Source organism: Streptomyces sp. NBC_00239 (assembly GCF_036194065.1).
GTDB lineage: Bacteria > Actinomycetota > Actinomycetes > Streptomycetales > Streptomycetaceae > Streptomyces.
Map to the genome: position 1 here is coordinate 2,383,788 of NZ_CP108095.1, position 21,840 is coordinate 2,405,627.

Annotated in this window: 21 protein-coding genes; 8 read left to right on the forward strand and 13 right to left on the reverse strand. The window is 73.9% G+C overall.

From position 1 onward, the window contains the following. The first annotated feature begins 8 nt into the window (after nucleotides 1–8). Nucleotides 9–500, forward strand: coding sequence for a DUF3093 domain-containing protein (locus OG764_RS10395; RefSeq protein ID WP_328968139.1), 492 nt, complete (start codon nucleotides 9–11; stop codon nucleotides 498–500). Between the two features lie 29 nt (nucleotides 501–529). On the opposite strand, the gene OG764_RS10400 is transcribed toward OG764_RS10395, so the two are convergent. The 4 genes from OG764_RS10400 to OG764_RS10415 all read right to left on the reverse strand — a co-directional run bounded on the left by OG764_RS10400 (nucleotide 530) and on the right by OG764_RS10415 (nucleotide 4,087). Continuing rightward, a complete protein-coding gene (locus OG764_RS10400; protein ID WP_328968140.1) occupies nucleotides 530–1,483 on the reverse strand; it encodes a hypothetical protein in 954 nt (317 codons plus the stop codon). An 8-nt stretch (nucleotides 1,484–1,491) separates the two neighbouring features. After that, nucleotides 1,492–1,788 (reverse strand): DUF4193 domain-containing protein, encoded by a 297-nt coding sequence (locus OG764_RS10405; protein ID WP_328968141.1) that lies wholly within the window; start codon nucleotides 1,786–1,788, stop codon nucleotides 1,492–1,494. Nucleotides 1,789–2,183: 395 nt separating this feature from the next. Then, nucleotides 2,184–3,428, reverse strand: coding sequence for a sensor histidine kinase (locus OG764_RS10410; RefSeq protein ID WP_328968142.1), 1,245 nt, complete (start codon nucleotides 3,426–3,428; stop codon nucleotides 2,184–2,186). Nucleotides 3,429–3,433: 5 nt separating this feature from the next. After that, nucleotides 3,434–4,087: a response regulator transcription factor gene (locus OG764_RS10415; protein ID WP_328968143.1), complete on the reverse strand. Its 654-nt coding sequence runs from the start codon at nucleotides 4,085–4,087 to the stop codon at nucleotides 3,434–3,436. 248 nt (nucleotides 4,088–4,335) lie between these two features. Here OG764_RS10415 and OG764_RS10420 point away from each other — a divergent pair, with 248 nt between their 5' ends. Beyond that, entirely contained in the window at nucleotides 4,336–4,503 is a 168-nt protein-coding gene (locus OG764_RS10420; RefSeq protein ID WP_328968144.1) for a hypothetical protein, read from the forward strand. A 200-nt stretch (nucleotides 4,504–4,703) separates the two neighbouring features. On the opposite strand, the gene OG764_RS10425 is transcribed toward OG764_RS10420, so the two are convergent. Both OG764_RS10425 and OG764_RS10430 read right to left on the reverse strand, forming a co-directional pair. After that, nucleotides 4,704–5,525, reverse strand: a complete 822-nt coding sequence (locus OG764_RS10425) for an inositol monophosphatase family protein (RefSeq protein ID WP_443056199.1) — start codon at nucleotides 5,523–5,525, stop codon at nucleotides 4,704–4,706. Between the two features lie 46 nt (nucleotides 5,526–5,571). After that, nucleotides 5,572–6,717 (reverse strand): ferrochelatase, encoded by a 1,146-nt coding sequence (locus tag OG764_RS10430; RefSeq protein WP_328968146.1) that lies wholly within the window; start codon nucleotides 6,715–6,717, stop codon nucleotides 5,572–5,574. A gap of 158 nt (nucleotides 6,718–6,875) precedes the next feature. Here OG764_RS10430 and OG764_RS10435 point away from each other — a divergent pair, with 158 nt between their 5' ends. After that, nucleotides 6,876–8,132, forward strand: a complete 1,257-nt coding sequence (locus tag OG764_RS10435) for an MFS transporter (protein WP_328968147.1) — start codon at nucleotides 6,876–6,878, stop codon at nucleotides 8,130–8,132. Beyond that, nucleotides 8,077–9,420, forward strand: a complete 1,344-nt coding sequence (locus OG764_RS10440) for a D-arabinono-1,4-lactone oxidase (RefSeq protein ID WP_328968148.1) — start codon at nucleotides 8,077–8,079, stop codon at nucleotides 9,418–9,420. The genes OG764_RS10435 and OG764_RS10440 overlap by 56 nt, the downstream gene beginning before the upstream one ends. Before the next feature lie 15 nt (nucleotides 9,421–9,435). Here OG764_RS10440 and OG764_RS10445 read toward each other — a convergent pair whose 3' ends face one another. Continuing rightward, entirely contained in the window at nucleotides 9,436–10,362 is a 927-nt protein-coding gene (locus tag OG764_RS10445) for a hypothetical protein (RefSeq protein ID WP_328968149.1), read from the reverse strand. Nucleotides 10,363–10,864: 502 nt separating this feature from the next. On the opposite strand from OG764_RS10445, the gene sepH reads away from it, so the two are divergent. Further along, a complete protein-coding gene (gene sepH / locus OG764_RS10450) occupies nucleotides 10,865–11,926 on the forward strand; it encodes a septation protein SepH (protein ID WP_328968150.1) in 1,062 nt (353 codons plus the stop codon). A 78-nt stretch (nucleotides 11,927–12,004) separates the two neighbouring features. Here sepH and OG764_RS10455 read toward each other — a convergent pair whose 3' ends face one another. Beyond that, on the reverse strand, nucleotides 12,005–12,871 hold the full coding sequence (locus tag OG764_RS10455) for a sulfurtransferase (RefSeq protein ID WP_328968151.1): 867 nt from the start codon (nucleotides 12,869–12,871) through the stop codon (nucleotides 12,005–12,007). A gap of 196 nt (nucleotides 12,872–13,067) precedes the next feature. On the opposite strand from OG764_RS10455, the gene OG764_RS10460 reads away from it, so the two are divergent. Continuing rightward, nucleotides 13,068–13,841: a VOC family protein gene (locus OG764_RS10460; RefSeq protein ID WP_328968152.1), complete on the forward strand. Its 774-nt coding sequence runs from the start codon at nucleotides 13,068–13,070 to the stop codon at nucleotides 13,839–13,841. A 510-nt stretch (nucleotides 13,842–14,351) separates the two neighbouring features. After that, nucleotides 14,352–15,113 carry a nucleotidyltransferase domain-containing protein gene (locus OG764_RS10465; protein ID WP_328968153.1) on the forward strand — a complete coding sequence of 254 codons (762 nt, stop codon included), beginning with the start codon at nucleotides 14,352–14,354 and terminating at the stop codon, nucleotides 15,111–15,113. Here OG764_RS10465 and OG764_RS10470 read toward each other — a convergent pair. From OG764_RS10470 to OG764_RS10485, 4 genes are all read right to left on the reverse strand, one after another. Further along, nucleotides 15,100–15,750: a thymidine kinase gene (locus tag OG764_RS10470; RefSeq protein ID WP_328968154.1), complete on the reverse strand. Its 651-nt coding sequence runs from the start codon at nucleotides 15,748–15,750 to the stop codon at nucleotides 15,100–15,102. The genes OG764_RS10465 and OG764_RS10470 overlap by 14 nt on opposite strands. Nucleotides 15,751–15,844: 94 nt before the next feature. Next, entirely contained in the window at nucleotides 15,845–17,050 is a 1,206-nt protein-coding gene (locus OG764_RS10475; RefSeq protein WP_328968155.1) for an alkaline phosphatase family protein, read from the reverse strand. After that, a complete protein-coding gene (locus OG764_RS10480) occupies nucleotides 17,050–17,649 on the reverse strand; it encodes a DUF5998 family protein (RefSeq protein ID WP_328968156.1) in 600 nt (199 codons plus the stop codon). Before OG764_RS10480 ends, OG764_RS10475 begins: the two co-directional genes overlap by 1 nt. A gap of 40 nt (nucleotides 17,650–17,689) precedes the next feature. Then, entirely contained in the window at nucleotides 17,690–20,392 is a 2,703-nt protein-coding gene (locus OG764_RS10485) for a bifunctional acetate--CoA ligase family protein/GNAT family N-acetyltransferase (RefSeq protein WP_328968157.1), read from the reverse strand. A 172-nt stretch (nucleotides 20,393–20,564) separates the two neighbouring features. On the opposite strand from OG764_RS10485, the gene OG764_RS10490 reads away from it, so the two are divergent. Continuing rightward, entirely contained in the window at nucleotides 20,565–20,846 is a 282-nt protein-coding gene (locus OG764_RS10490; protein ID WP_328968158.1) for an HPr family phosphocarrier protein, read from the forward strand. A gap of 265 nt (nucleotides 20,847–21,111) precedes the next feature. Here OG764_RS10490 and OG764_RS10495 read toward each other — a convergent pair whose 3' ends face one another. Beyond that, the gene (locus OG764_RS10495) at nucleotides 21,112–21,795 is read right to left on the reverse strand and encodes a GntR family transcriptional regulator (RefSeq protein WP_328968159.1); all 684 of its coding nucleotides are present in this window, start codon (nucleotides 21,793–21,795) and stop codon (nucleotides 21,112–21,114) included. Nucleotides 21,796–21,840: the final 45 nt, after the last annotated feature.

A 21,840-nucleotide genomic window follows, 5' to 3' on the forward strand; every position in this document is an offset into this window, starting at 1 on the left:
TTGATGCCATGCAGCTCTCCGCCTCGCACCACGACGAACGCCTGACCGCTCCGCGCTCCTGGTGGGGCATCGCCGCCCTCACCGGTGTGGCGTGCGCGCTGATGCTGCTGCCGCTGGGCACCCTGCCGCTGCTGGCCGGCCTGTTCGGCGGCACCGCGCTGGCGGGCCTGCTGGTGAGTTCGTACGGCTCCGCGCGGGTGCGCGTGGTGAACGGGACGCTGGCCGCGGGCGACGCCCGGATCCCCGTCTCGGCGCTCGGCGAGCCCGAGGTGCTGGACGCCGAGGAGGCGCGCGCCTGGCGCACGTACAAGGCGGACACCCGGGCCTTCATGCTGATGCGCAGCTACGTGCCGACGGCGGTGCGGGTCGAGGTGACCGACCCGGCCGACCCGACGCCGTACGTGTACCTGTCCACGCGGGAGCCGCAGGCGCTGGCCGAGGCGCTGCGCGCCGCGCGGGTGCCCCGGCAGGGCGGGCAGCCGGCGGGCCCGGCGCAGTAGCGGGTCGCGCAGGGCGCCGGGCCGCGGCCTCAAAGACCCTGGAGGGGCCCTTGCGGGCCTTCCAGGGCGTTCCCGGGGCTCCCGGGCGGGGGCAGCGGATGTTCGGGCTGCTCGAGCGGCGGAAGCTGCCGGAGGGCGTCCCAGGGGACGGCACGGCGGCGCAGGTCCGTGCGGACCTTGTCCGCGAGGCGGCGGGTGTCGCGCCGGTTCATCACGGCGCCCACGGCCGCGCCGACCATGAACGGCATCAGGTTCGGGAGGTTGCGGAGCGTCCGCTTCATGATCTGCTGGCGCAGTTCGCGTTTCATCTGGCCGCCGAGCGCGGCGTTGAGCGTGGCCGGTTTGGACACGTCGATGCCGCGCTCCTCGGTCCACGCCGTCAGGTACGCCGTGCTGCGCTGCATGAGCGAGCCGGGCGGCCGCAGGCCGTAGACCTCGTGGAGTTCGGCTATGAGTTTGAGTTCGATGGCCGCGACGCCGGTGATCTCGGCGGCGAGCTCGGCGGGCATGGCCGGCGGAACCGGCAGCATGGCGGCCGCGCCGATGCCGGCGCCCACCGTCGACGTGGCGTTGGCCGCGCCCGCGATCAGCTTGTCGGCCAGCTGATCGGGACCGAGGCCGGGAAACTGCGCGCGCAGGGTGGCGAGGTCGCGTACCGGGACGCGCGGGGCGATGTCGATGACCCGGTCCGCGAGGTACGCGAGACCGGTGCGCGCTCCTTCACCGCCTTTGCGCACGCCGAATACGACGGCGTCCACGACCCGGTCGGCCCTGGCGCCGCTGTACAGGCGGCGCGCCCCGGACTTCAGCCGGGGCTGTGACGGCTTGTCGCCGCCCTCGCCGCCGCCGGGTGGTGCCGGCGTGGCGGAGGGCACGGAGGAGGCCTCCAGGCCCGTTCCCGGGCCCGTGCCGCCTTCGTACGCCTCCGCGGATCCCAGCTCCTTCCGGAAACGGCGTTTCCGGAACGGCGTCGAGCCTGCCACGGCGGCTGTCAGTCGCAGTCGACGCAGATGGGCTGGCCGTTCTTCTCGCGGGCCAGCTGGCTGCGGTGGTGTACCAGGAAGCAGCTCATGCAGGTGAACTCGTCGGCCTGCTTGGGCAGCACCCGGACGGCCAGTTCCTCGTTGGAGAGGTCCGCGCCGGGCAGCTCCATGCCTTCTGCGGCGTCGAAGTCGTCGACGTCGACGGCCGAGGCCGACTTGTCGCTGCGCCGGGCCTTCAGCTCTTCAAGGCTGTCGTTGTCGACGTCATCGTCGGTCTTGCGTGGGGTGTCGTAGTCCGTTGCCATGTTCGCTCTCCCCCTCTGGGTGTTAGCGGTGTCTCAGCGCACGTAACGCGCGAGAGGCCGGACTTGTGCCCGACCTGAGGCGGAGATTTTGCCTCACATCAAGGTCTGTTACTCAATCGACACCCAGCTGCACGCCTGAAGGGGCGATCGGCTGGGTTGGCGATCGGGACCGTACACGGTCCGGTGGTGGTGATGCACGGGCGCCACCCCGTGTATTTTCCGCCTTTCAGGCGGCCGGAAACCCGGACTTTCCCGGGCTTTCCGGCCCCTGGAGGGTCACTGAACGTGCATGACCCGGCACACTGCACTGTGATCGATCACACATGAACCGACATTGTGCAAGTGTGGCAGATTTCACCCAAAGCGAACCCCGGGGCCATCTGCGGTCCACTCCGTCAGAGCGGCAGCGTGACACGCATCACCAGGCCACCGCCCTCGCGGGGCACCGCGGAGATCCGGCCGCCGTGCGCCCGGGCCACCGACCTGGCGATCGACAGACCGAGCCCGACGCCCTTGTCACTGCCCGTACGCTCCGTCCGCAGCCGCCGGAACGGCTCGAAGAGATTGTCGATCTCGTACGCGGGAACAACGGGACCCGTGTTCGAAACCGTGAGCACCGCCTGGCCGTGCTGGACCTCGGTGGTGACCTCCACCCAGCCGCCCTCCGGCACGTTGTACCGGACGGCGTTCTGGACCAGGTTCAGGGCGATCCGCTCCAACAGGACGCCGTTGCCCTGGACGACGGCCGAGGCGCGCTCGCCGCGGATCTGCACGCCCTTGGACTCCGCCTCCGCCCGCGCCTGGTCCAGGGCCCGGGAGGCCACCTCGGCCAGGTCGACCGGCTTGCGCTCCACGATCTGGTTGTCGCTGCGGGCGAGCAGCAGCAGGCCCTCCACGAGCTGCTCGCTGCGCTCGTTGGTGGCCAGCAGCGTCCGGCCGAGCTGCTGGAGCTCCACCGGCGCCGCCGGGTCCGAGAGGTGGACCTCCAGGAGCGTGCGGTTGATCGCCAACGGGGTGCGCAGCTCGTGCGAGGCGTTCCCGACGAAGCGCTGCTGGGCCGTGAAGGCCCGCTCCAGCCGGTCGAGCATCTCGTCGAAGGTGTCGGCGAGCTCCTTGAGCTCGTCGTCGGGCCCGTCCAGCTCGATCCGCCGGGTCAGGTCGGAGCCGACCACCCGGCGGGCGGTACGGGTGATCTTGCCCAGTGGCGAGAGGACCCGGCCGGCCATCGCGTAACCGAAGGCGAACGCGATGATGCTCAGGCCCAGCAGCGCCATCAGGGAGCGGCTCAGCAGGTCGTCCAGCGAGTGCTTGCGCTGGGCGTCCATACAGGTCGCGATGATGTCGTTGAACTGGCTGATCTGCTGGAGACCGGCCACACCCTGGCAGGACGAGCTGGAGACCTTGACGTCCTCCCCTCCGATGATCTTGAAGGGCGGCTCGCTGCCCACCCGCAGGGCCTGGGCGGCCAGCAGGTAGATGATCGAGAGCAGCATGATGCCCGCGATCAGGAACATCCCGCCGTACAGCAGCGTCAGGCGTATCCGGATGGTCGGTCTGAGCCACGGGAACGGGCTCTCCGCCTGGGCCGGGTCCCAGGTGGGTTTCGGGGGCGCCGACGGCGGCGCCGGATTCGAGGCCACCCGCATCAGATCCGGTATCCGGAGCCCGGCACGGTCACGATGACCGGCGGCTCACCGAGCTTGCGGCGCAGCGTCATGACGGTGACCCGCACCACGTTGGTGAACGGGTCGGTGTTCTCGTCCCAGGCCTTCTCCAGCAGCTGCTCGGCGGAGACCACCGTGCCCTCGCTGCGCATCAGGACCTCCAGGACCGCGAACTCCTTCGGCGCGAGCTGCACCTCCTTGCCGTCCCGGAACACCTCGCGGCGGTTCGGGTCCAGCTTGATGCCGGCCCGCTCCAGGACCGGCGGCAGCGCCACGGTCGTACGCCGGCCCAGCGCGCGGACCCGCGCGGTCAGCTCGCTGAAGGCGAAGGGCTTGGGCAGGTAGTCGTCCGCCCCGAGCTCCAGGCCCTCCACCCGGTCGCTGACGTCGCCGGAGGCGGTGAGCATCAGGACGCGGGTGGGCATGCCGAGCTCGACGATCCGGCGGCAGACGTCGTCGCCGTGCACGAGCGGGAGGTCCCGGTCGAGCACGACCACGTCGTAGTCGTTCACTCCGACGCGCTCCAGGGCGGCCGCGCCGTCGTACACGACGTCCACGGCCATGGCCTCCCGGCGCAGTCCGGTGGCCACCGCATCGGCGAGCAGCTGCTCGTCTTCGACGACGAGTACGCGCACGTCGATTTCCTTCCTCTGAGCCCATCGGGCGGGGTGTGTCGGGTGCTCAGGACGGTCCACTGAGCGGATCCATCCTGCCCCTTTCGGCCGTAAACCGGCTGTAAGGCGCCCTTGCGGAGGCGGAGCCGAGGATTCCCGGGCCTCGCGAGGTTTCTGGGCACCGGGTGCCGGGGAGGACGAGTGCACACCCTCGATCACCCCCCTGAGAGTGCCGTGCCATGCCCCGGCCGAGGAAGAGGAGGCGCACCATGGACGCATTCACCGCAGGTCTTCTGCAGCGCATCAAGACCACGGAAACCGACCTCACGCGGGCGCGCGAGACGGGCGACGACTTCCTCGTGGAGGTCGAGCAGGCCGAGCTGGAGGACCTGCACCGTCTCGCCGCCGAACACGGCGTCCCCGTCACCGTCGCCTGACCCGAACCCCGACCGCGCGTGCCCCGGCCCACCGAGGTGGACCGGGGCACGCGTGCGTCCGGGCGCTGACGGGCCGCGTACGGGCCCTGCCCGGGCCGCGCCGGGGTGCCGGCGGGCCACGTCGGGTCCTGACGGGGCGCTCGGGGCCCTGGCCGGGCGCGGAGGGCCCGGCCAGGCCGGCCGGGGACCCGGTGCCCCGGTCAGTCGTGCCAGGCCCCCGCCTCGTCCAGGAGGGCCTGGAGCGGGCCGAAGACGGCCGGGGTGGCGGCCACCGTCAGCTCCCCCGAGGCGGGCTGACCGGGCCGGCCGCCGGTGAGGGCGCCGGCCTCGCGGGCGATGAGCTCCCCGGCGGCCAGGTCCCAGGGGTGCAGCCCGCGCTCGTAGTAGCCGTCCAGCCGGCCGGCGGCCACGTCGCACAGGTCGACCGCCGCGGACCCGCTGCGCCGGATGTCCCGTACCTGCGGGATCAGCCGCTGGGCCACGTCCGCCTGGTGGCTGCGGACCCGGTGCACGTAGTTGAAGCCGGTCGACACCAGCGCCTGGTCCAGCGGGGCGGCCGGCCGGCAGCGCAGCGGTGGCCCGCCCGCCAGCCGGGCCCCGCCGCCGCGCACCGCCTGGAACGTCTCCCCGCGCATCGGGACGGCGACGACGCCGGCCACGGTCTCGCCGCGGTACTCGGCGGCGATCGAGACGGCCCAGGCGGGCAGCCCGTAGAGGTAGTTCACGGTGCCGTCGAGCGGGTCGACGATCCAGCGGACCCCGCTGGTGCCGGGGCTGTCGGCGCCCTCCTCGCCGAGCAGGCCGTCCACGGGCCGGTGCTCGGCCAGGAAGCCGGTGATCAGCTTCTCGGCGGCGATGTCCATCTCGGTGACGACGTCGATCGGGCTGGACTTGGTGGCGGCCACCGCCAGGTCGGCGGGGCGGCCGTCGCGCAGCAGGTCCCCGGCCAGCCGGGCGGCCTCCAGCGCCAGGGCCAGCAGTTCGGCGGCGAGCGGGCCGGTCTCGGTCAGGGGATCGGTCACGGGGTCGGTCACTGGGTCGGTCTCCTCGGGTCCACGCCTGCGGGCGTCACGCGTACGGGCTGTCCACGCCGGCGGCGGCCGGCCGGGCGGCGCGGGCCGGGCAGCAGCCCACCGGGCACACGTCGTGGCTCTGCCCCAGGGTGCCCACCCAGCATTCCGGGGCGCCCTCGCCGCGCTCGCGGGCGGCGCGCTCCAGGACGAGTTCCCGTACGGCCGCGGCGAAGCGCGGGTCGGCGCCGACGGTCGCCGAGCGGGCGACGGGCAGGCCGAGCTCGGCCGCCTTCGCGGTGGCCTCGGTGTCGAGGTCGTACAGGACCTCCATGTGGTCCGAGACGAAGCCGATGGGCACCATGACCACCGCGGGCGCGCCGGCGGCCGCCTGGGCCTCCAGGTGGTCGCAGATGTCCGGCTCCAGCCACGGGATGTGCGGGGCGCCGCTGCGGGACTGGTAGACGAGTTCCCAGGGGTGCGTGCGGCCCGTGCGCTCGGCAACCTCGCCGGCGATCAGGCGGGCCACGTCGAGGTGCTGGCGGACGTACGCGCCGCCCTCGCCGCCGCCGGTGTGCTCTTCGGCCGGCCCGGAGGTGTCCGCGGCGGCCGTCGGGATGGAGTGCGTGGTGAAGGCCAGGCGGGCGCCGTCGCGGACGCCCTGGGGCAGCGCGGCGAGCGCGTCGAGGACGCCGTCGGTCATGGGCGCCACGAAACCGGGGTGGTTGAAGTAGTGCCGCAGCTTGTCCACGCGCGGCAGCTCCAGCCCCTCCTCGGCGAGGGTGGCGAGCGCGTCGGCGAGGTTCTCGCGGTACTGCCGGCAGCCCGAGTACGAGGCGTACGCGCTGGTGGCGAGGACGGCGATGCGGCGGCGGCCGTCGCGCACCATCTCGCGCAGGGTGTCGGTCAGGTACGGGGCCCAGTTGCGGTTGCCCCAGTACACCGGGAGGTCCAGCCCGTGCCCGGCGAAGTCCTTGCGCAGCGCGTCCAGCAGCTCGCGGTTCTGCGCGTTGATGGGGCTGATCCCGCCGAAGCCGAAGTAGTGCTGCCCGACCTCCTTGAGGCGCTCCCGGGGGATGCCCCTGCCCCGGGTCACGTTCTCCAGGAAGGGCACGACGTCGTCGGGGCCCTCCGGGCCGCCGAAGGACAGCAGCAGCAGGGCGTCGTACGGGCTGGCGGCGGACTGATCACGCTGATCTGGCATGACGGAAATCCTGCCACCCGGTGCCGACGGGCGGGAACCGGCACCGCGGAGCGAGACGGGTAAGGTATACCTAACTGACACGATTGAACTCAGGTGCGGATGCGACGGGCCCGGCCGTAACCTGCATAGGACACGTACATTCCTGACGGAGGGCCCCCTTGGCCAGTCCCTACCGCGCCCTCTTCGCCGCCCCCGGCACCAGGGCCTTCACCGCGGCCGGATTCTTCGGCCGGATGCCGCTGTCGATGCTCGGCATCGGCATCGTCACGATGATCTCCCAGCTCACCGGCCGCTACGGACTGGCGGGCGCCCTCACCGCGACCCTGGCGCTGTCCGCCGCCGTGCTGGGCCCACAGGTCTCCCGGCTGGTGGACCAGCACGGCCAGCGGCGCGTGCTGCGGCCGGCCACCCTCATCTCCGTGGCCGCGATATCCGGGCTGCTGACGGCCGCTCAGCTGGGGGCGCCGGACTGGACCCTCTTCGTGTTCACCGCCTGCGCGGGCTGCACCCCGAGCGTGGGCGCGATGCTGCGCGCCCGCTGGACCACGCTCTACCGGGACTCGCCGCGCGAGCTGCACACCGCGTACTCCTTCGAGTCCGTCATGGACGAGGTCTGCTTCATCGTCGGGCCGATCGCCTCCATCGGCCTGTCCACCGCATGGTTCCCCGAGGCCGGGCCACTGATCTCCGCCGTCTTCCTGCTGGTCGGCGTGTGGTGGCTGACCGCCCAGCGGGCCACCGAGCCGCCGCCGCACCCTCGTGATCCCGGCGCGGACCGCCGCTCCGCGCTGCGCTCCCCCGGCCTTCAGGTGCTCGTCGCCACCTTCACCGCGACCGGCGCGATCTTCGGCTCGGTCGACGTGGTGACGGTGGCCTTCGCCGAGGAACAGGGCCACAAGGCCATGGCGAGCGTGGTGCTCGCCGTCTGGGCGCTCGGCTCCTGCCTCGCCGGACTGGCCTTCGGACTGCTCCATCTCAAGGGCCGGGCAGAACCTCGCTGGCTCCTGGGCATATGTGCGATGGCCGTGAGTATGATCCCCCTCCTACTGGCCGGGAACCTTCCGTTTCTGGCCGTGGCGCTCTTCGTCGCGGGCCTCGCCATCGCTCCCACGATGGTCACCACGATGGCCCTGATCGAGGCGCACGTACCACGCGCGAAGCTGACGGAAGGCATGACCTGGACGGGCACCGGGCTCGCGGTCGGCGTCGCGCTCGGCTCCTCCGCGGCCGGCTGGGTCATCGACTCGGCCGGGGCGAAGAGCGGGTACGTGGTCTCCATCGTGGCGGGCGGCGCCGCGGCGGCGGTGGCGTTCGCGGGTTACCGCAGGCTGACGAGGCCCGCGCAAGGGGAGGGACCCGATGGGTACGACGAGCACGAGGGCAGGGCGGACCGGAACGACGAGCACGTGGCGTAACTGGGCGGGCAACGTGTCCGCCACGCCCGCCCGGGTGGCCGCGCCGGCGACGGTCGGCGCCCTCCAGGAGGAGGTGCGGCGCGCCGCGACCGACGGCCTCAAGGTGAAGGCGGTCGGCACCGGCCACTCCTTCACGGCGGCGGCCGCCACCGACGGACTGCTGGTCCGGCCGCAGGCGCTGGCCGGGATCCTGGAGGTCGACCGGGCGGCGGGCACCGTGAAGGTGGCCGCGGGCACCGCGTTGAAGGACCTGAACACGGCGCTGGCCCGGCAGGGCCTCTCGCTCGTGAACATGGGCGACATCATGGAGCAGACGGTGTCGGGCGCGACCAGCACCGGCACCCACGGCACCGGCCGGGACTCGGCCTCGATCGCCGCCCAGATCGTCGCCCTGGAACTGGTCACGGCCGACGGCTCGCTGCTGACCTGCTCCGCGGACGGCACCGAGGAGGAGCGGGCCGTGTTCGCGGCCGCCCGGATCGGCATCGGCGCCCTCGGCATCGTCACCGCGATCACCTTCGCCGTGGAGCCGCTCTTCCTGCTGACGGCACGTGAGGAGCCGATGCGCTTCGAGCAGGTGGCGGAGGAGTTCGAGACCCACTACGCGGAGAACGAGCACTTCGAGTTCTACTGGTTCCCGCACACCGGCAACTGCAACACCAAGCGCAACAACCGCAGCGCCGGACCGCCCGCCCCGCCCGGCGCCGTCAGCGCCTGGATCGACGACGAGCTGCTGTCCAACGGGGTCTTCCAGGTGGCGTGTTCGGTCGGCCGGGCGTTCCCCGCGGCCGTCCCCGGCATCGCCCGCGTCGCCAGCCGCGCCCTGTCCGCCCGTACCTACACGGACATCCCGTACAAGGTGTTCACCAGCCCCCGCCGGGTGCGGTTCGTGGAGATGGAGTACGCGCTGCCGCGGGAGCGCGTGGTCGAGGCGCTGCGCGAGCTGAAGGCCATGGTGGACCGCTCGGACCTGCGGATCGGCTTCCCGGTGGAGGTGCGCACCGCGCCGGCCGACGACATCGCGCTCTCGACCGCGTCGGGCCGGGACACCGCGTACATCGCGGTGCACATGTACCGCGGGACCCCGTACCAGGCGTACTTCACGGCCGCCGAGCGGATCTTCACGGCGCACGGCGGACGGCCGCACTGGGGCAAGGTGCACACCCGGGACGCCGAGTACCTCGCCTCGGTGTACCCGCGGTTCGCGGAGTTCGCCAAGGTCCGCGACCGGCTGGACCCGGACCGGGTGTTCGGCAACGACTACCTGCGCCGGGTGCTCGGGGACTGAGGCGGCCGGGTCCGGTCAGGGGGCGCCGGTGTCTTCGCGCCCGGCGTCGGCGCCCGCGTCGGCGGCGCCCGCGCCGTCCCCGGTGGCGGGCTGCCGCGAGGCGTCCCCGGACGGGGTCGGCGTGGGCGTCGGGGTGGGGGGCGGGGTCGGCGTGGGGGTCGGAGTCGGGGTGGGCGTGGGGGTGGGCGCCGGGCCGGATCCGGACGGCGGGGCCGACGGGCCGGGCGATGTCCCGGTACCGGGCCGCTCACCGGTGCCGGCCCCGTCGTCGCTGCGTTGCGGCGTGGGCGCGGGCGCGTCCTCGGCTCCGCCGCCGCCGTCGCCGCCGTCGCCGTGGGAGCGGGTGTCCGAGCCGCCGGTGAAGGCCGTGCGCAGGGTGGAACTGCCGCCGCCGCTCAGGTTCGAGCCGGACAGGCTCTCGTAGGCGGTGATCCCGCCCATCGCGACGCCGAAGACGACGGCCGCGGCGAGCGCGGTCCGCTTCCAGCCGCGGACCCGGGTGCCGTGCGTGGACGCCGTCCCGAACGCGTCGGCGTCTGCGCCGGGCGCACCGGGGGCGCGCAGCAGCACGGTGCGGTCGTGCCGGTCGTACGCCGGCAGCACGCGGGTGGCGTCGGCCGCCTCCGGCGGCGTCGGCTCCCCCGGGCCCTGCGGCGGTACGGGAACCCGGCGGGACATGGGCCGGGCGGCGTCGCCGGCCTCGCGCAACTGCTCGCCGGTGCGCCGGAAGAGGTGCTGGATGACCGGGCCGCCCGCGGTGGCGACCACGCTGACCACGCCCGCGCCGAGGATCGTGCCGTACACGCCCATCTTCGAGGCGAGTACGGCCGCGGCGACCGTGGCCAGGGAGCTGCCCGCGACCTGAGCGACGCTCAGGTCGATGCGCTTCTCCTTCTTCTCCTCCGGCGCCTCTTCGATCCCGGTGAGCGTTTTCCGACCCATCCCCATCCTCTGCCGTGTGCCGCGGCGTTCGTGTATCGCGCCGGTGCTTACAGCAGTTACTGACAGATGGGCGAAGTAGATAGTTCCATTTCTGGTGATTCTGTGAAGCATCACACCCGAAACCGCCCACAGGTCAAGGGGCCGTAAGGCACACGGGTTCCCAACTCCCCTGCCGCAGGACAACTTCGGCGGCGCGGCTGTCCACCCAGGTGGCCCGAATGGAGTACTGTGGCGAGCCCTGGGGCCGTCCGTCCTTTCGGATGTCCGGGCCCGGGAGAGGGAGCCGGCTGATGGAGAAACGGCACTCGACACCGGCGGCGCCGCGGCACCGCACGGACGCCTGATGCGCAGAGTGACCGCTCGGTCACTGTCCGTGCCCAACAGGTAACCGTGCCATAACGGCGATCAAGGGCGCATGCCCGACACGCCGGTTTAACACGGCAAGGTTGTGGCAGGCTGCACCCGGGCAGGCCACACTCGACTAGCGGAAGCAGCGACGCACGTGACGTCGGCAGGCACCACCCGGGAGGTCCCCATGCCCGAACTGCGTGTCGTGGCCGTCTCCAATGACGGCACACGACTGGTGCTCAAGGCTGCCGACAGCACGGAGTACACCCTTCCGATCGACGAGCGCTTGCGCGCGGCCGTCCGCAACGACCGGGCGCGTCTCGGGCAGATCGAGATCGAGGTGGAGAGCCACCTCCGCCCCCGTGACATCCAGGCGCGGATACGAGCCGGTGCCTCCGCCGAGGAAGTCGCCCAGCTCGCCGGCATCCCCGTCGACCGGGTCCGCCGCTTCGAGGGCCCCGTGCTCGCGGAGCGCGCGTTCATGGCGGAGCGGGCCCGCAAGACCCCCGTCCGGCGCCCCGGCGAGAACACCGGGAACGGCCCCCAGCTCGGCGAGGCCGTGCAGGAGCGGCTGTTGCTGCGCGGCGCCGAGAAGGACGCCGTGCAGTGGGACTCCTGGCGGCGCGACGACGGCACGTGGGAAGTCCTGCTGGTCTACCGGGTCGCGGGCGAACCGCACTCGGCGAGCTGGACGTACGACCCGCCGCGCCGGCTGGTGCAGGCCGTGGACGACGAGGCCCGCTCGCTGATCGGCGAGACGGACGACCTGCCCTCGACGCCCGAGCCGAGCTTCCCGTTCGTACCGCGGATCGCGCGGCTGCCCCGTGACCGGCCGCTCGACCGCGCGCTGGACCGGCAGCTGCCGGCGGTGGCCGCGGCCCCGGCGCCGGAACCGGAGGACGAGCGGGACTCGTTGACCAGCCTGCTGGAGGCGGTGCCGAGCTTCCGGGGCGACCTGGTCGTGCCGGAGCGCCCCGCGCCGGTGGAGAGCACGGAGGAAACCGAGGCGGAGGAGCCGCCCGCGGCCGCCGCGGCCTCGGCCGGTTCTGCGTACGCGGACGTCCTGATGCCGCGGACCGTGGCCGGTCACCGGGAGCGGTTGACGGGCACCACCGACCGGCAGGCGGAGGCCGACGGCGTCCGTCCGGGCCGCCGGGCCGCCGTCCCCAGCTGGGACGAGATCGTCTTCGGCACCCGGCGCAAGAAACAGGAATAGCGGTCACACGGAAAGGGCCCGGCGGGGATGTCCACCCGCCGGGCCCTTCCGCGCGACCGCCGCGGCCGGGCCGTCGGGTCAGCGGGGGTCCGGGCCGGTCGCCACGGGGCGGGCCGGGTCGTGGGACCACTGCGACCAGCTGCCCGCGTACAGCGCGGCCGGGACGCCCGCCACCTCCAGTGCGAGCACCTCGTGCGCGCCCGAGACCCCGGAGCCGCAGTAGACGCCGACCGGCGTGCCGTCGGCCGCGCCCAGCGCGGCGAACCGGGCCCGCAGCCGCTCGGCCGGCAGGAAGCGCCCGTCCGCGTCCACGTTCTCCGTGGTCGGGGCCGACAGCGCGCCCGGGATGTGACCGCCGACCGGGTCGATCGGCTCCACCTCGCCTCGGTAGCGCTCCCCCGCCCGCGCGTCGAGCAGCACCCCCGCATCGGCGAGCGCGGCGGCCGCGTCGGCGTCCAGCAGGCCGAGACCGCCAGGAGTTGGCTTGAAATCGCCTTCCTTCGGGGCCGGGATCTCCTGGTCGAGCAGACCGCCGGCCGCGGTCCATGCGGCCAGTCCCCCGTCGAGAACCCGCACCCGCGTGTGCCCCGTCCAGCGCAACAGCCACCAGGCACGCGCCGCCGCCCAGCCCTGGCCGCCGTCGTACACGACCACGTCGGTGTCCGCGCAGACCCCGGCCCGACGCATGACCGCCCCGAAGGCCTCCGTGTCGGGCAGCGGGTGCCGGCCGCCCGCACCGTCGCCCACCGGGCCCGCGAGCTCGGCGTCGAGATCGACGAAGACGGCGCCGGGCAGGTGACCGGACTCGTACGCGGGGCGCTGGCCGGGTCCGCCGAGCTGCCAGCGCACGTCCAGCAGCACCGGCGGGCGGGCCCCGGCGAGCCGCTCCGCGAGCGCGGTCGCGGAGACGAGGGGCGAGGCCTGGGAGGAAGTGTTGGCATCCATGCGGGACATCTTCCTCCCCGCCGATGGCCGCGGCGTAACAACCCGGACACGCGGGGCCCGTACCGATTCGGACACTCTCCCGCGGGGCAGGGGAAAGCGGCGCGGCCGGGGCGCGCGAGCCGTCGGGTAGTGCGAGCATCTGGCGCAGAGCGTGCAGCACAGCGTGAGCGGACGAACGCACCGAGAGAGGGCGGCCATGACCGAGTCAGGGATGCGACGCGTGCCCGGCACACCGTGCTGGGTCAGCCTGATGGTGCACGGGCTCGGCGAGATCGAGGACTTCTACGCCGCCCTGTTCGGCTGGGAGTACACCCCGGGGCCGCCGCAGCTCGGCCCGTACGTGCGGGCCACGATGGGCGGAAAGGACGTGGCGGGCATCGGCCAGCTGCCGCCCGACCGGCACCTGGCCCCCGCCTGGACCACCTACCTGGCCACGGCCGACGCGGACTCGACCGCGGAAGCCGTCCGCAGCTGCGGCGGCACCGTCGCGGTGGGACCGCTGGACGCGGGGGCCGCGGGCCGGGTGGCGATCTGCTCGGACCCGCTCGGGGCGGTCTTCGGCATCTGGCAGGCCGAGGGCCACCTGGGCACCCGGCTGACCGGACGGCACGGCACCCCGGCGTGGAACGAGCTGGTGACGCAGGACAGTTCGGTCGCCAAGTTCTACCAGTCGGTGTTCGGCCACCAGCCGGAGGCGGAGATCTCCGCGGACATCGACCGCCTGACCCTCCACCTGGAGGGCCGCCCGGTGGCCTCGGTGCACGGGGTGGGGCGGGCCCTGCCGCACGACCGGGGCGCGCACTGGATGACGTACTTCGAGGTCGACGACCCGGACCGGGCCGCGGCGCAGGTGCTGCGGCTCGGCGGGCGGGTGCTGGAGCCCGCCCGGGAGGACGCCGGGGGGCGCCGGGCCACGGTCGCGGACCCGGAGGGCGCCGTCTTCACGGTGGTCCACTCAACAGCGCGCTGAACGCCCTGGGGCACAACCTCCAGCCTCACCGACGCCTGGGGCCGCGCCCCCCAACCTGGTCGGCGCCTAGGGCGCAATTCCCAGCCTCGCCGGCGTTTGAGGCGCGGGGTTCGGGGCGGAGCCCCAACAGACGACCCGGCTGACGCCGGGCACCGGGCTCCGCCCGGACCCGCGCCTCAAACGCCGGCGAGGCTGGATGTTGCCCCTCAGGGCATCGGCGAGGCTGGATGTTGCCGCCGAGGCAGGAGGTTGCCACTCGGGCAGCCGGCGAGGCTGGGGTGCCCGCAGGGCTGGAGGTTGGGCGGGGTTGGCGGCCGGCGGGCCGGCACCTGGCCGTACTCGTGGCTGGCGGGCGGGTCGGTGGGCCCCTGGCCCTACCCGCACGGGCGGCCCGGCGGCGGGCGGGCGGGCGGCCCGGCGGGCGGGCGGGCGGCCCGGCGGGCGGGCGGGCGGCCCGGCGGGCGGGAAAGATCTTGGCGGGTCGGACGCTTCCGTGGCACGCTTCCGGGCATGCACCCCGACCCGATCGAGCTGGCCCGACGCCTCGCGCACGACCGCTTCCCCGACGCCCTCTCCGTGGTCCTGGCCGGGTCGACGGCCGCCGGACGGGCCACCGCGAGCAGCGACCTGGACATCGCGGTGCTGGTCGGGGACGAGGGCGGGACCGGCCGGGAAACGGTGCGCTGCGAGGGGCGCGTGGTGGAGCTGTTGTTCCACACCCGCGCGGGCCTGGCGGAACTCTTCGCCGCGGACGTCGCCACCCGGCGCGCGGTCCTCCAGCACATGTACGCGGGCGGCCTCGTCCTGGCCGACCGGGACGGCGCGGCCGGGTGGGCGCGGGGGCTGGCCGAGGCGGACCTGCGCACCGGCCCGCCGGCGCTCGCGCCCGAAGCGGTCGAGACCAAGCGCTACGTGCTGACGGACGCGCTGGACGACCTCGGTGACGCCGTCGAGCCCGCGGAACGGCTGGCCGTGGCCGGGGTCGTGCTGGGCACCGCCGCCGAGCTCCTCTTCGACCACCACCGCGCATGGACCGGCGGCGGCAAGTGGCTGCCCCGGCGGCTGCGGGCGGCGGACGGCGAGCGCGGCGGCGCCCTCGTCGACGGACACCTGCACCTGTGCACGTCGGGCGACCCTTCGGCGCTGATCGCCGCGGCCGGCGGGGTCCTCGGCCTCACCGGCGGCGCCCTGCGCGAGGGCTACCGCCGCACCTGGCAGGGGATCATCGAATCGGTCGCCGATCCGGCCGCACCGCCGGTCAGGCGTGGTTGACGGGGAGGACGTCCGGGGACAGGGCGCTCGCGTGGGCCGCCGCCGAGGTCATGCGCTTGCGGTGGTGGCGGCGGCAGAGGACCTCGTAGCCGATCTCCTCCGCCGGCCGGTTCACGTCGCCGACCACGACCTGGGCACCCTCGACGACCATCTCGCCCCCGACCGTACGGGCGTTGTGCGTGGCGCGGGCGCCGCACCAGCACAGGGCCTCGACCTGGAGCTGTTCGATGCGGTCCGCGAGTTCGATCAGGCGCTGCGAGCCGGGGAAGAGCTTGGTGCGGAAGTCCGTCGTGATGCCGAAGGCGAAGACGTCCAGGCCCAGCTCGTCGACCGTGCGGGCCAGCTGGTCGATCTGTTCGGGGGCGAGGAACTGGGCCTCGTCGACGATGACGTAGTCCGCCTTGCCGCCCTTGGACAGCAGGTCCACGAGGTACCCGTACAGGTCCATGCCCTCGCCCGCCTCGACGGCCTCCGTCACCAGGCCCAGGCGCGAGGACAGCTTGCCCTCGCCCGCCCGGTCGTCCCGCGTGAAGATCACGCCCTGCAGGCCACGGGCCGACCGGTTGTGCCCGATCTGGAGCGCCAGCGTGCTCTTTCCGCAGTCCATCGTTCCGGAGAAGAACACCAGCTCAGGCATGGGAGGTACGAGACCTTTCGGGTCGTGTCGGGAGGGGGACGGCCGGGGCCGGACGGAGGCGGGGCGGGACGGGCCGGACGGTGGGGCGGGCCGCTCAGGTGGAGCGGACCTCCAGCAGCGGGACGAGCTGCTCCGCCGCCGTCATCGAGCCGTGCATGCCGGTCAGCGCGGACTCGTTCGGCTCGTTCACCGAGGCGGTGATGGCCACGTCGTCGTGGGCGGCGGCGACCACGTCGCCGATCCGGCCGCGCACCCGGTCGTCGCACTCGCCGGGCGGGCCGAACCAGCCGCGCTCCAGCGCCTCGTCCCGGCTCGCCACCCAGAACCGGTCGCCGAGCACCTCGCGCCACACGGTCAGCACGTCGGACTCGGCCCCGGGTACGGCGTACACGTGCCGGGCCCGGCCCTCGCCGCCCAGCAGGGCCACTCCGGCGCCGAGCTCCCAGTCCTCGTCGAAGTCGATCCGGGAGTCCTCGTCGAAGGGGATGTCGACCATGCCGTGGTCGGCGGTGACGTAGAGGGCGGTGCGCGGCGGCAGCTGCTCGGCGAGCCGCTGGACCAGCCGGTCCACGTACATGAGCTGGCCGCGCCAGGCGTCGGAGTCGACGCCGAAGCGGTGTCCGGCGCCGTCCAGTTCGCTGTAGTACGTGTAGACGAGCGAGCGGTCGCCGGCGGCCAGCCGCTCGGCCGCGAGGTCCATGCGCTCCTCGCCCGTCATCCGGCCGAGGAAGCTGCCGCCGCTCAGCGCGACCTTCGTCAGGGGGGTGGTCTCGAAGCCGGGCGAGGACACCTGCGCGGTGGCCACGCCCGCCTCGTGGGCCAGCTGGAAGACCGTCGGGTACGGCTGCCAGACCTTGGGCTGGGTCCACGGCCGCCAGCGCAGCTGGTTCATCAGCTCGCCGGTCTGCGGGTTGCGGGCCGCGTAGCCGGGCAGGCCGTGCCGGGCCGGCGGCAGGCCGGTGCCGACGGAGGCCAGCGAGGTCGCGGTGGTCGCGGGGAAGCCGGAGGTCAGAGGCTGCCCGGTGCCGCCGCGCGAGCTGCCCAGCAGCGAGGTGAGGTACGGGGCCTCGGCCGGGTGCGCCTTGACCTGCTCCCAGCCGAGCCCGTCGATCAGGAACACGCAGTTCCGGTCGGCCGGGGTCAGCTCGGGGATCACGGCGTCGAAGCCGGGGACGCCGAGGCCGGCCGCGAGGGTGGGCAGCAGGTCGGCGAGCGAACCCGAGCCGTACGCGGGCACGGGGGCGCCGGCCAGGTCCAGGGGTTCCGGCTCGTGCCAGTTCTGCGCGGCGGAGTACGGCATCAGCGGGCGGCGGAGGGGGACGTCGCCGCTGTCGCCTCGCTGAGCGCCTGCGCGAACAGCAGGGTCTGGCGGACCGCCTCGGGGCCGTCGCCGGCCTCGCTGACGCGCAGGCTGAGGTCGTCGGCGGTGGAGTTGCCGGTGTAGCCGTGGTCGGCGTCGCAGTTCGCGTCGCCGCAGGCGGCGGGCTCCAGGTCGATGCGGGAGACCGCGCCCCAGCCGATGGTCAGGACGACCTCGCGGGGCAGGGTGCCCGGGGTGTACGACTCGGGGTTCGCGACGACGCGGCTGAGCACGACGGAGGCGATGCTGCTCAGCTTCACCGACTCCGTGGAGGTGGTCGCGTACGGGGACGGGGACCCGGCGTCGGCGGCCTGCTCGTCGGTGTGGCTGACGATGAAGCGCTGGTCGGTCAGGACCAGCACCGTGACGTGGCGCCGCACCTCGTTGGAGTCGAAGGTGGTCTCCTGGTGGACCAGGTACGACGAGATCGGCTCGCCGCCCACGGCGGCCTCAACCGCCTCGGCCACGAGGGCCGGGTAGTAGCCGCTGCGCTCGATCGCTGCGCGCAGCCCCTGGGTCGTCGTACCGGATTTCGCCATGAGGTCCATCCTAAGGCCCGTACGGGGCGCCTCGGCCTGCTCAGTAGCTGGGCAGTGTGCGCGGGCCGAGGTCGGTGCGGGCCGGGGGGTGCGCGATGCGGACGGTGGCCCCGAGGACGGAGAGGCCGTCGGCCGCCACGACCACCGGTTCCAGGTCCACGCCGGCGACCTCCGGGTGCTCGTCGACGAGCCGGGAGACCCGCAGCAGCAGCTCTTCCAGGGCCGCGGTGTCCACCGGGTCGCTGCCGCGCCAGCCGAACAGCAGCGGCGCGGCGCGCAGCGAGCGGATCAGCTCGGCGGCGTCCCGGTCGGTGACCGGGACCAGGTGGTGGGCGGTGTCGCCGAGCAGCTCGGAGGCGACCCCGGCGAGCCCGAAGGAGAGCACGGCGCCGACGGCCGGGTCGATCGCGGACCGGACGACGGTGTCGACCCCGCGGGGGGCCATCGCCTGGACGGCCGGCTGGAGCTCGTCCGGGCTGCCGAGGGCCTCGGTGAGCTCCTCGTAGGCGCGGCGCAGCTCCTCCTCACCGCCGAGGTCGAGGCGTACGCCGCCCAGGTCGGCGCGGTGGCGCAGGTGCGGGGCGGTGGTCTTGAGGGCGACGGGGTAGCCGAGCCGGCGGGCCGCGGCGGCGGCTGCCTCGGGGGTGGGCGCGGGCAGGGTGGGCCGCACGGCGATGCCGTAGCAGGCGAGCAGCGCGTGCGCGTCTGGCGCGTCGAGCGTGCGGACGGCGTCCGGGTCGACGTCGGCCAGCAGGGCGGCGAGCCGGCCGGCGGCCCCGGCGGTGTCGATGTCCTCGTATTCGGGGACCAGGGCCCCGCCCTGGGCGTTGGCGCGCCGCCACGTGCCGTAGCGGACGGCTTCGGCGAGGGCGCGTACGGCCCGCTCGGCGGCGGGGTAGGCGGGGATCCGGGGGGCGGCGGCGAGGGCGGCGGGCAGTTCGTCGAGTTCCACGTGGACCACGGCGACGGGCTTGCCGGGCAGCTCGGCGGCGGCTTCGCGCAGGGCCCGGGCGAGGTCCTCGGTGAGGCTGGCCTCGCCCAGCGGCGGGATGGCGGTGACGATCACCGCGTCGTTGGCCGGGTCGGCGAGGGCGGCGGCCAGTGCGGCCCGGAAGTCGGCCGGGCCGGCGGCGGTGGTGAGGTCCTGCGGGGCGTGCGGGCGCAGCCCCTCGGTGAGGCAGGCGTCGTACGACAGGACGCCCAGGGACTCGGAGTTGCCGAGGATGGCCACGTGCGGGCCGGCCGGCAGCGGCTGTTCGGCGAGGAGCAGGCCGGCGTCGACGAGTTCGGTGACGGTGCCGACGCGGATCACGCCGGCCTGCCGCAGGAGGGCGGAGACGGTGGCGTCGGGGAGCCGGGTCTCGGGTACCGCGTGGCCGGCGGGGCTGACGCCGGTGTGCCGTCCGCCCTTGGCCACGACGACCGGTTTGACGGCGGCCGTGCGGCGGGCGAGGCGGGTGAACTTCCGCGGGTTGCCGAGGGTTTCCAGGTAGAGCAGCGCCACGTCGGTGGCGGGGTCGTCGTACCAGTACTGGAGGAAGTCGTTGCCGGAGACGTCGGCCCGGTTGCCGGCGGAGATGAAGGAGGACAGGCCGGCGCCGCGCCGCACCAGGGCGGAGAGCAGGGCGATGCCGATGGCGCCGGACTGGGTGAACAGGCCGATGCGGCCGGGTTGGGGGGTGCCGGGGGCGAGCGAGGCGTTCAGCCCCGACGCCGTGTTGATCACGCCGAAGGCGTTGGGCCCGATGATCCGCATGCCGTACGAGCGGGCCTGGCGGACGAGTTCGCGCTGGCGCTCCAGGCCTTCGGGGCCGCTCTCGCCGTAGCCGGCGGACAGTACGACCAGGCCCTGTACGCCGTGTTCCCCGCAGTCCGTGACGGCTTCGGGCACCCGCTCGGCGGGCACGGCCAGCACGGCGAGGTCGACGCCGTCCGGGATCTGCGCGACGGAGCGGTGGGCGGGCGCCCCGGCGAGCTCGGTGACGCCGGGTTCCAGGGCGCTGTTGACGGCGTGGACGGGGCCGGGGAAGCCGCCGGCGAGGAGGTGCGCGAGGGCGGCCCGGCCGACGCCGTCGGGGGTGCGGCTGACGCCGATCACGGCGACCGAGCGCGGGTTGAGCAGCCGCTGCACCGAGCGGGCCTCGGCGCGCTGTTCGCGGGCCCGCTGGACGGCGAGGGTCTCGGCGGTGGGCTCCAGGTCGAGGGTCAGGTGTACCGACCCGTCCTCGAAGCTGCGCTTCTGTTCGTAGCCGGCGTCCGTGAACACCTTGATCATCTTGGTGTTGGCGGGCAGCACTTCGGCGGCGAACCGGCGGATGCCGCGTTCCCGGGCGACCGCGCCGATGTGTTCGAGGAGGGCGGAGGCGACGCCGCGGCCCTGGTGGGCGTCCTGCACGAGGAAGGCGACCTCGGCCTCGTCGGCGGGGTGGGACGCCGGGCGGCCGTCGGGTCCGATCCGGTCGAAGCGGACGGTCGCGATGAACTCGTCGCCGACGGTGGCGGCCAGGCCCACCCGGTCCACGTAGTCGTGGTGGGTGAAGCGGCGCACGTCACGGTCGGACAGGCGGGGGTAGGGGGCGAAGAAGCGGTAGTACTTCGATTCGTCCGAGACCTGCTCGTAGAAGCTGACCAGGCGGCCCGCGTCCGCGGTGGTGATCGGCCTGATCCGGGCGGTGCCGCCGTCGCGCAGCACCACATCGGCTTCCCAGTGGGCGGGGTACGAGGGGTCCGACACCGTGGTCATGCGGCCAAGCCTACGGGGCGCCCTCGCGCGGCGTGCGAGCCAAGCCGGGGCATATCGGTGCAAGCTGGGTCGGGCCGAACGGCAGGTACTTCCGGGCCGGAGGTCGGCCCGAGCATCCGGAGCACCGTGAGAGACTGGTCTAGACAACCGCAAGAACCTGAAGGGCATCACCATGGCAGAGCGCCGCGTCAACGTCGGCTGGGCCGAAGGCCTGCACGCTCGTCCCGCCTCGATCTTCGTCCGCGCGACGACGGCTTCCGGTATCCCGGTGACCATCGCGAAGGCCGGCGGCGACCCGGTCAACGCCGGTTCCATGCTCGCGGTCCTGGGTCTGGGCGCCCAGGGCGGCGAGGAGATCGTCCTCGCGTCCGAGGCCGAGGGCGCGGACATCGCGCTCGACCGCCTGGCGAAGCTCGTCGCGGAGGGCCTCGAAGAGCTCCCCGAGACGGTCTGACCTCCGGACCACCCCCTGCTCGCGGCGAGGCCGCGGTTCCCGGCACCGGGAACCGCGGCCTCGCCGCTTTTGCACGTCCGCTCCACCGCGGCCCCTTCCGACCCGGCCCCGGTCCTGCCCGGAACGGAGAATGGAAATGCGCGCAGCAGAATAGGGTGCACGGGATGCCGGAATCCCGGAATCCCGGAATTGGAGCCCACCCGGCCCCGGGCGAATGAATTCCGCCGACCCCGCGCACATTCCCGCTCTTTGTATACGCCCTTTGTTAAAAACCGGAACCCACGGTGTTTACGGCAGGTTGCGAAGTCCTCACGCGCCCCTCGGCCGGGCGGCGCAGCCGGTGGGCGGCCACGGCCCGGTCGGCGTGCGCGGCGGTGAGGGCGCGGGCCCGGGCCGCGTCCCCGCGGGCCACCGCGTCCACGATCGCCCCGTGCTCCGCCCAGGACTCCACCGGGGCAACGGGAGCCTCCACCGTGTACATCCACGCCGTCTTGTGGCGCAGCTGGGTGAGCAGGGCGATCAGCCCCGGGCTGCCGGAGGCCTGGGTGAGCGTCTCGTGGAACCAGCCGCCCAGGGAGCGCAGATCCTCGCCCTGGCCCCGCCTGGCCCGCTCCTGGCCCAGCCGGACCAGTCCGCGCAGCACCTTCAGGTGGGCCTCGGTGCGCCGCTGGGCGGCCCGGGCGGCCCCCAGGGGCTCCAGCATCATCCGGATCTCCAGGACGTCGGCGGCCTCCTGCTCGGTGGGCTCGGCCACGCAGGCGCCCGCGTGCCGGCGCGTGGTGACGAAGCCCTCGGACTCCAGGGTGCGCAGGGCCTCGCGGACGGGCACCCGTGAGACCCCGTAGCGGCGGGCCAGCAGTTCCTCGGTCAGCCGGCCGCCCGGCTCGAAGACACCGGTGACGATGTCCTCGCGGATGGCGGTGCACACCGCGTGCGCCGGAATACGCAAAACCGGACCTCCGCTTGTTTCCCGCCCCGCGCATCGCGGTGGGCG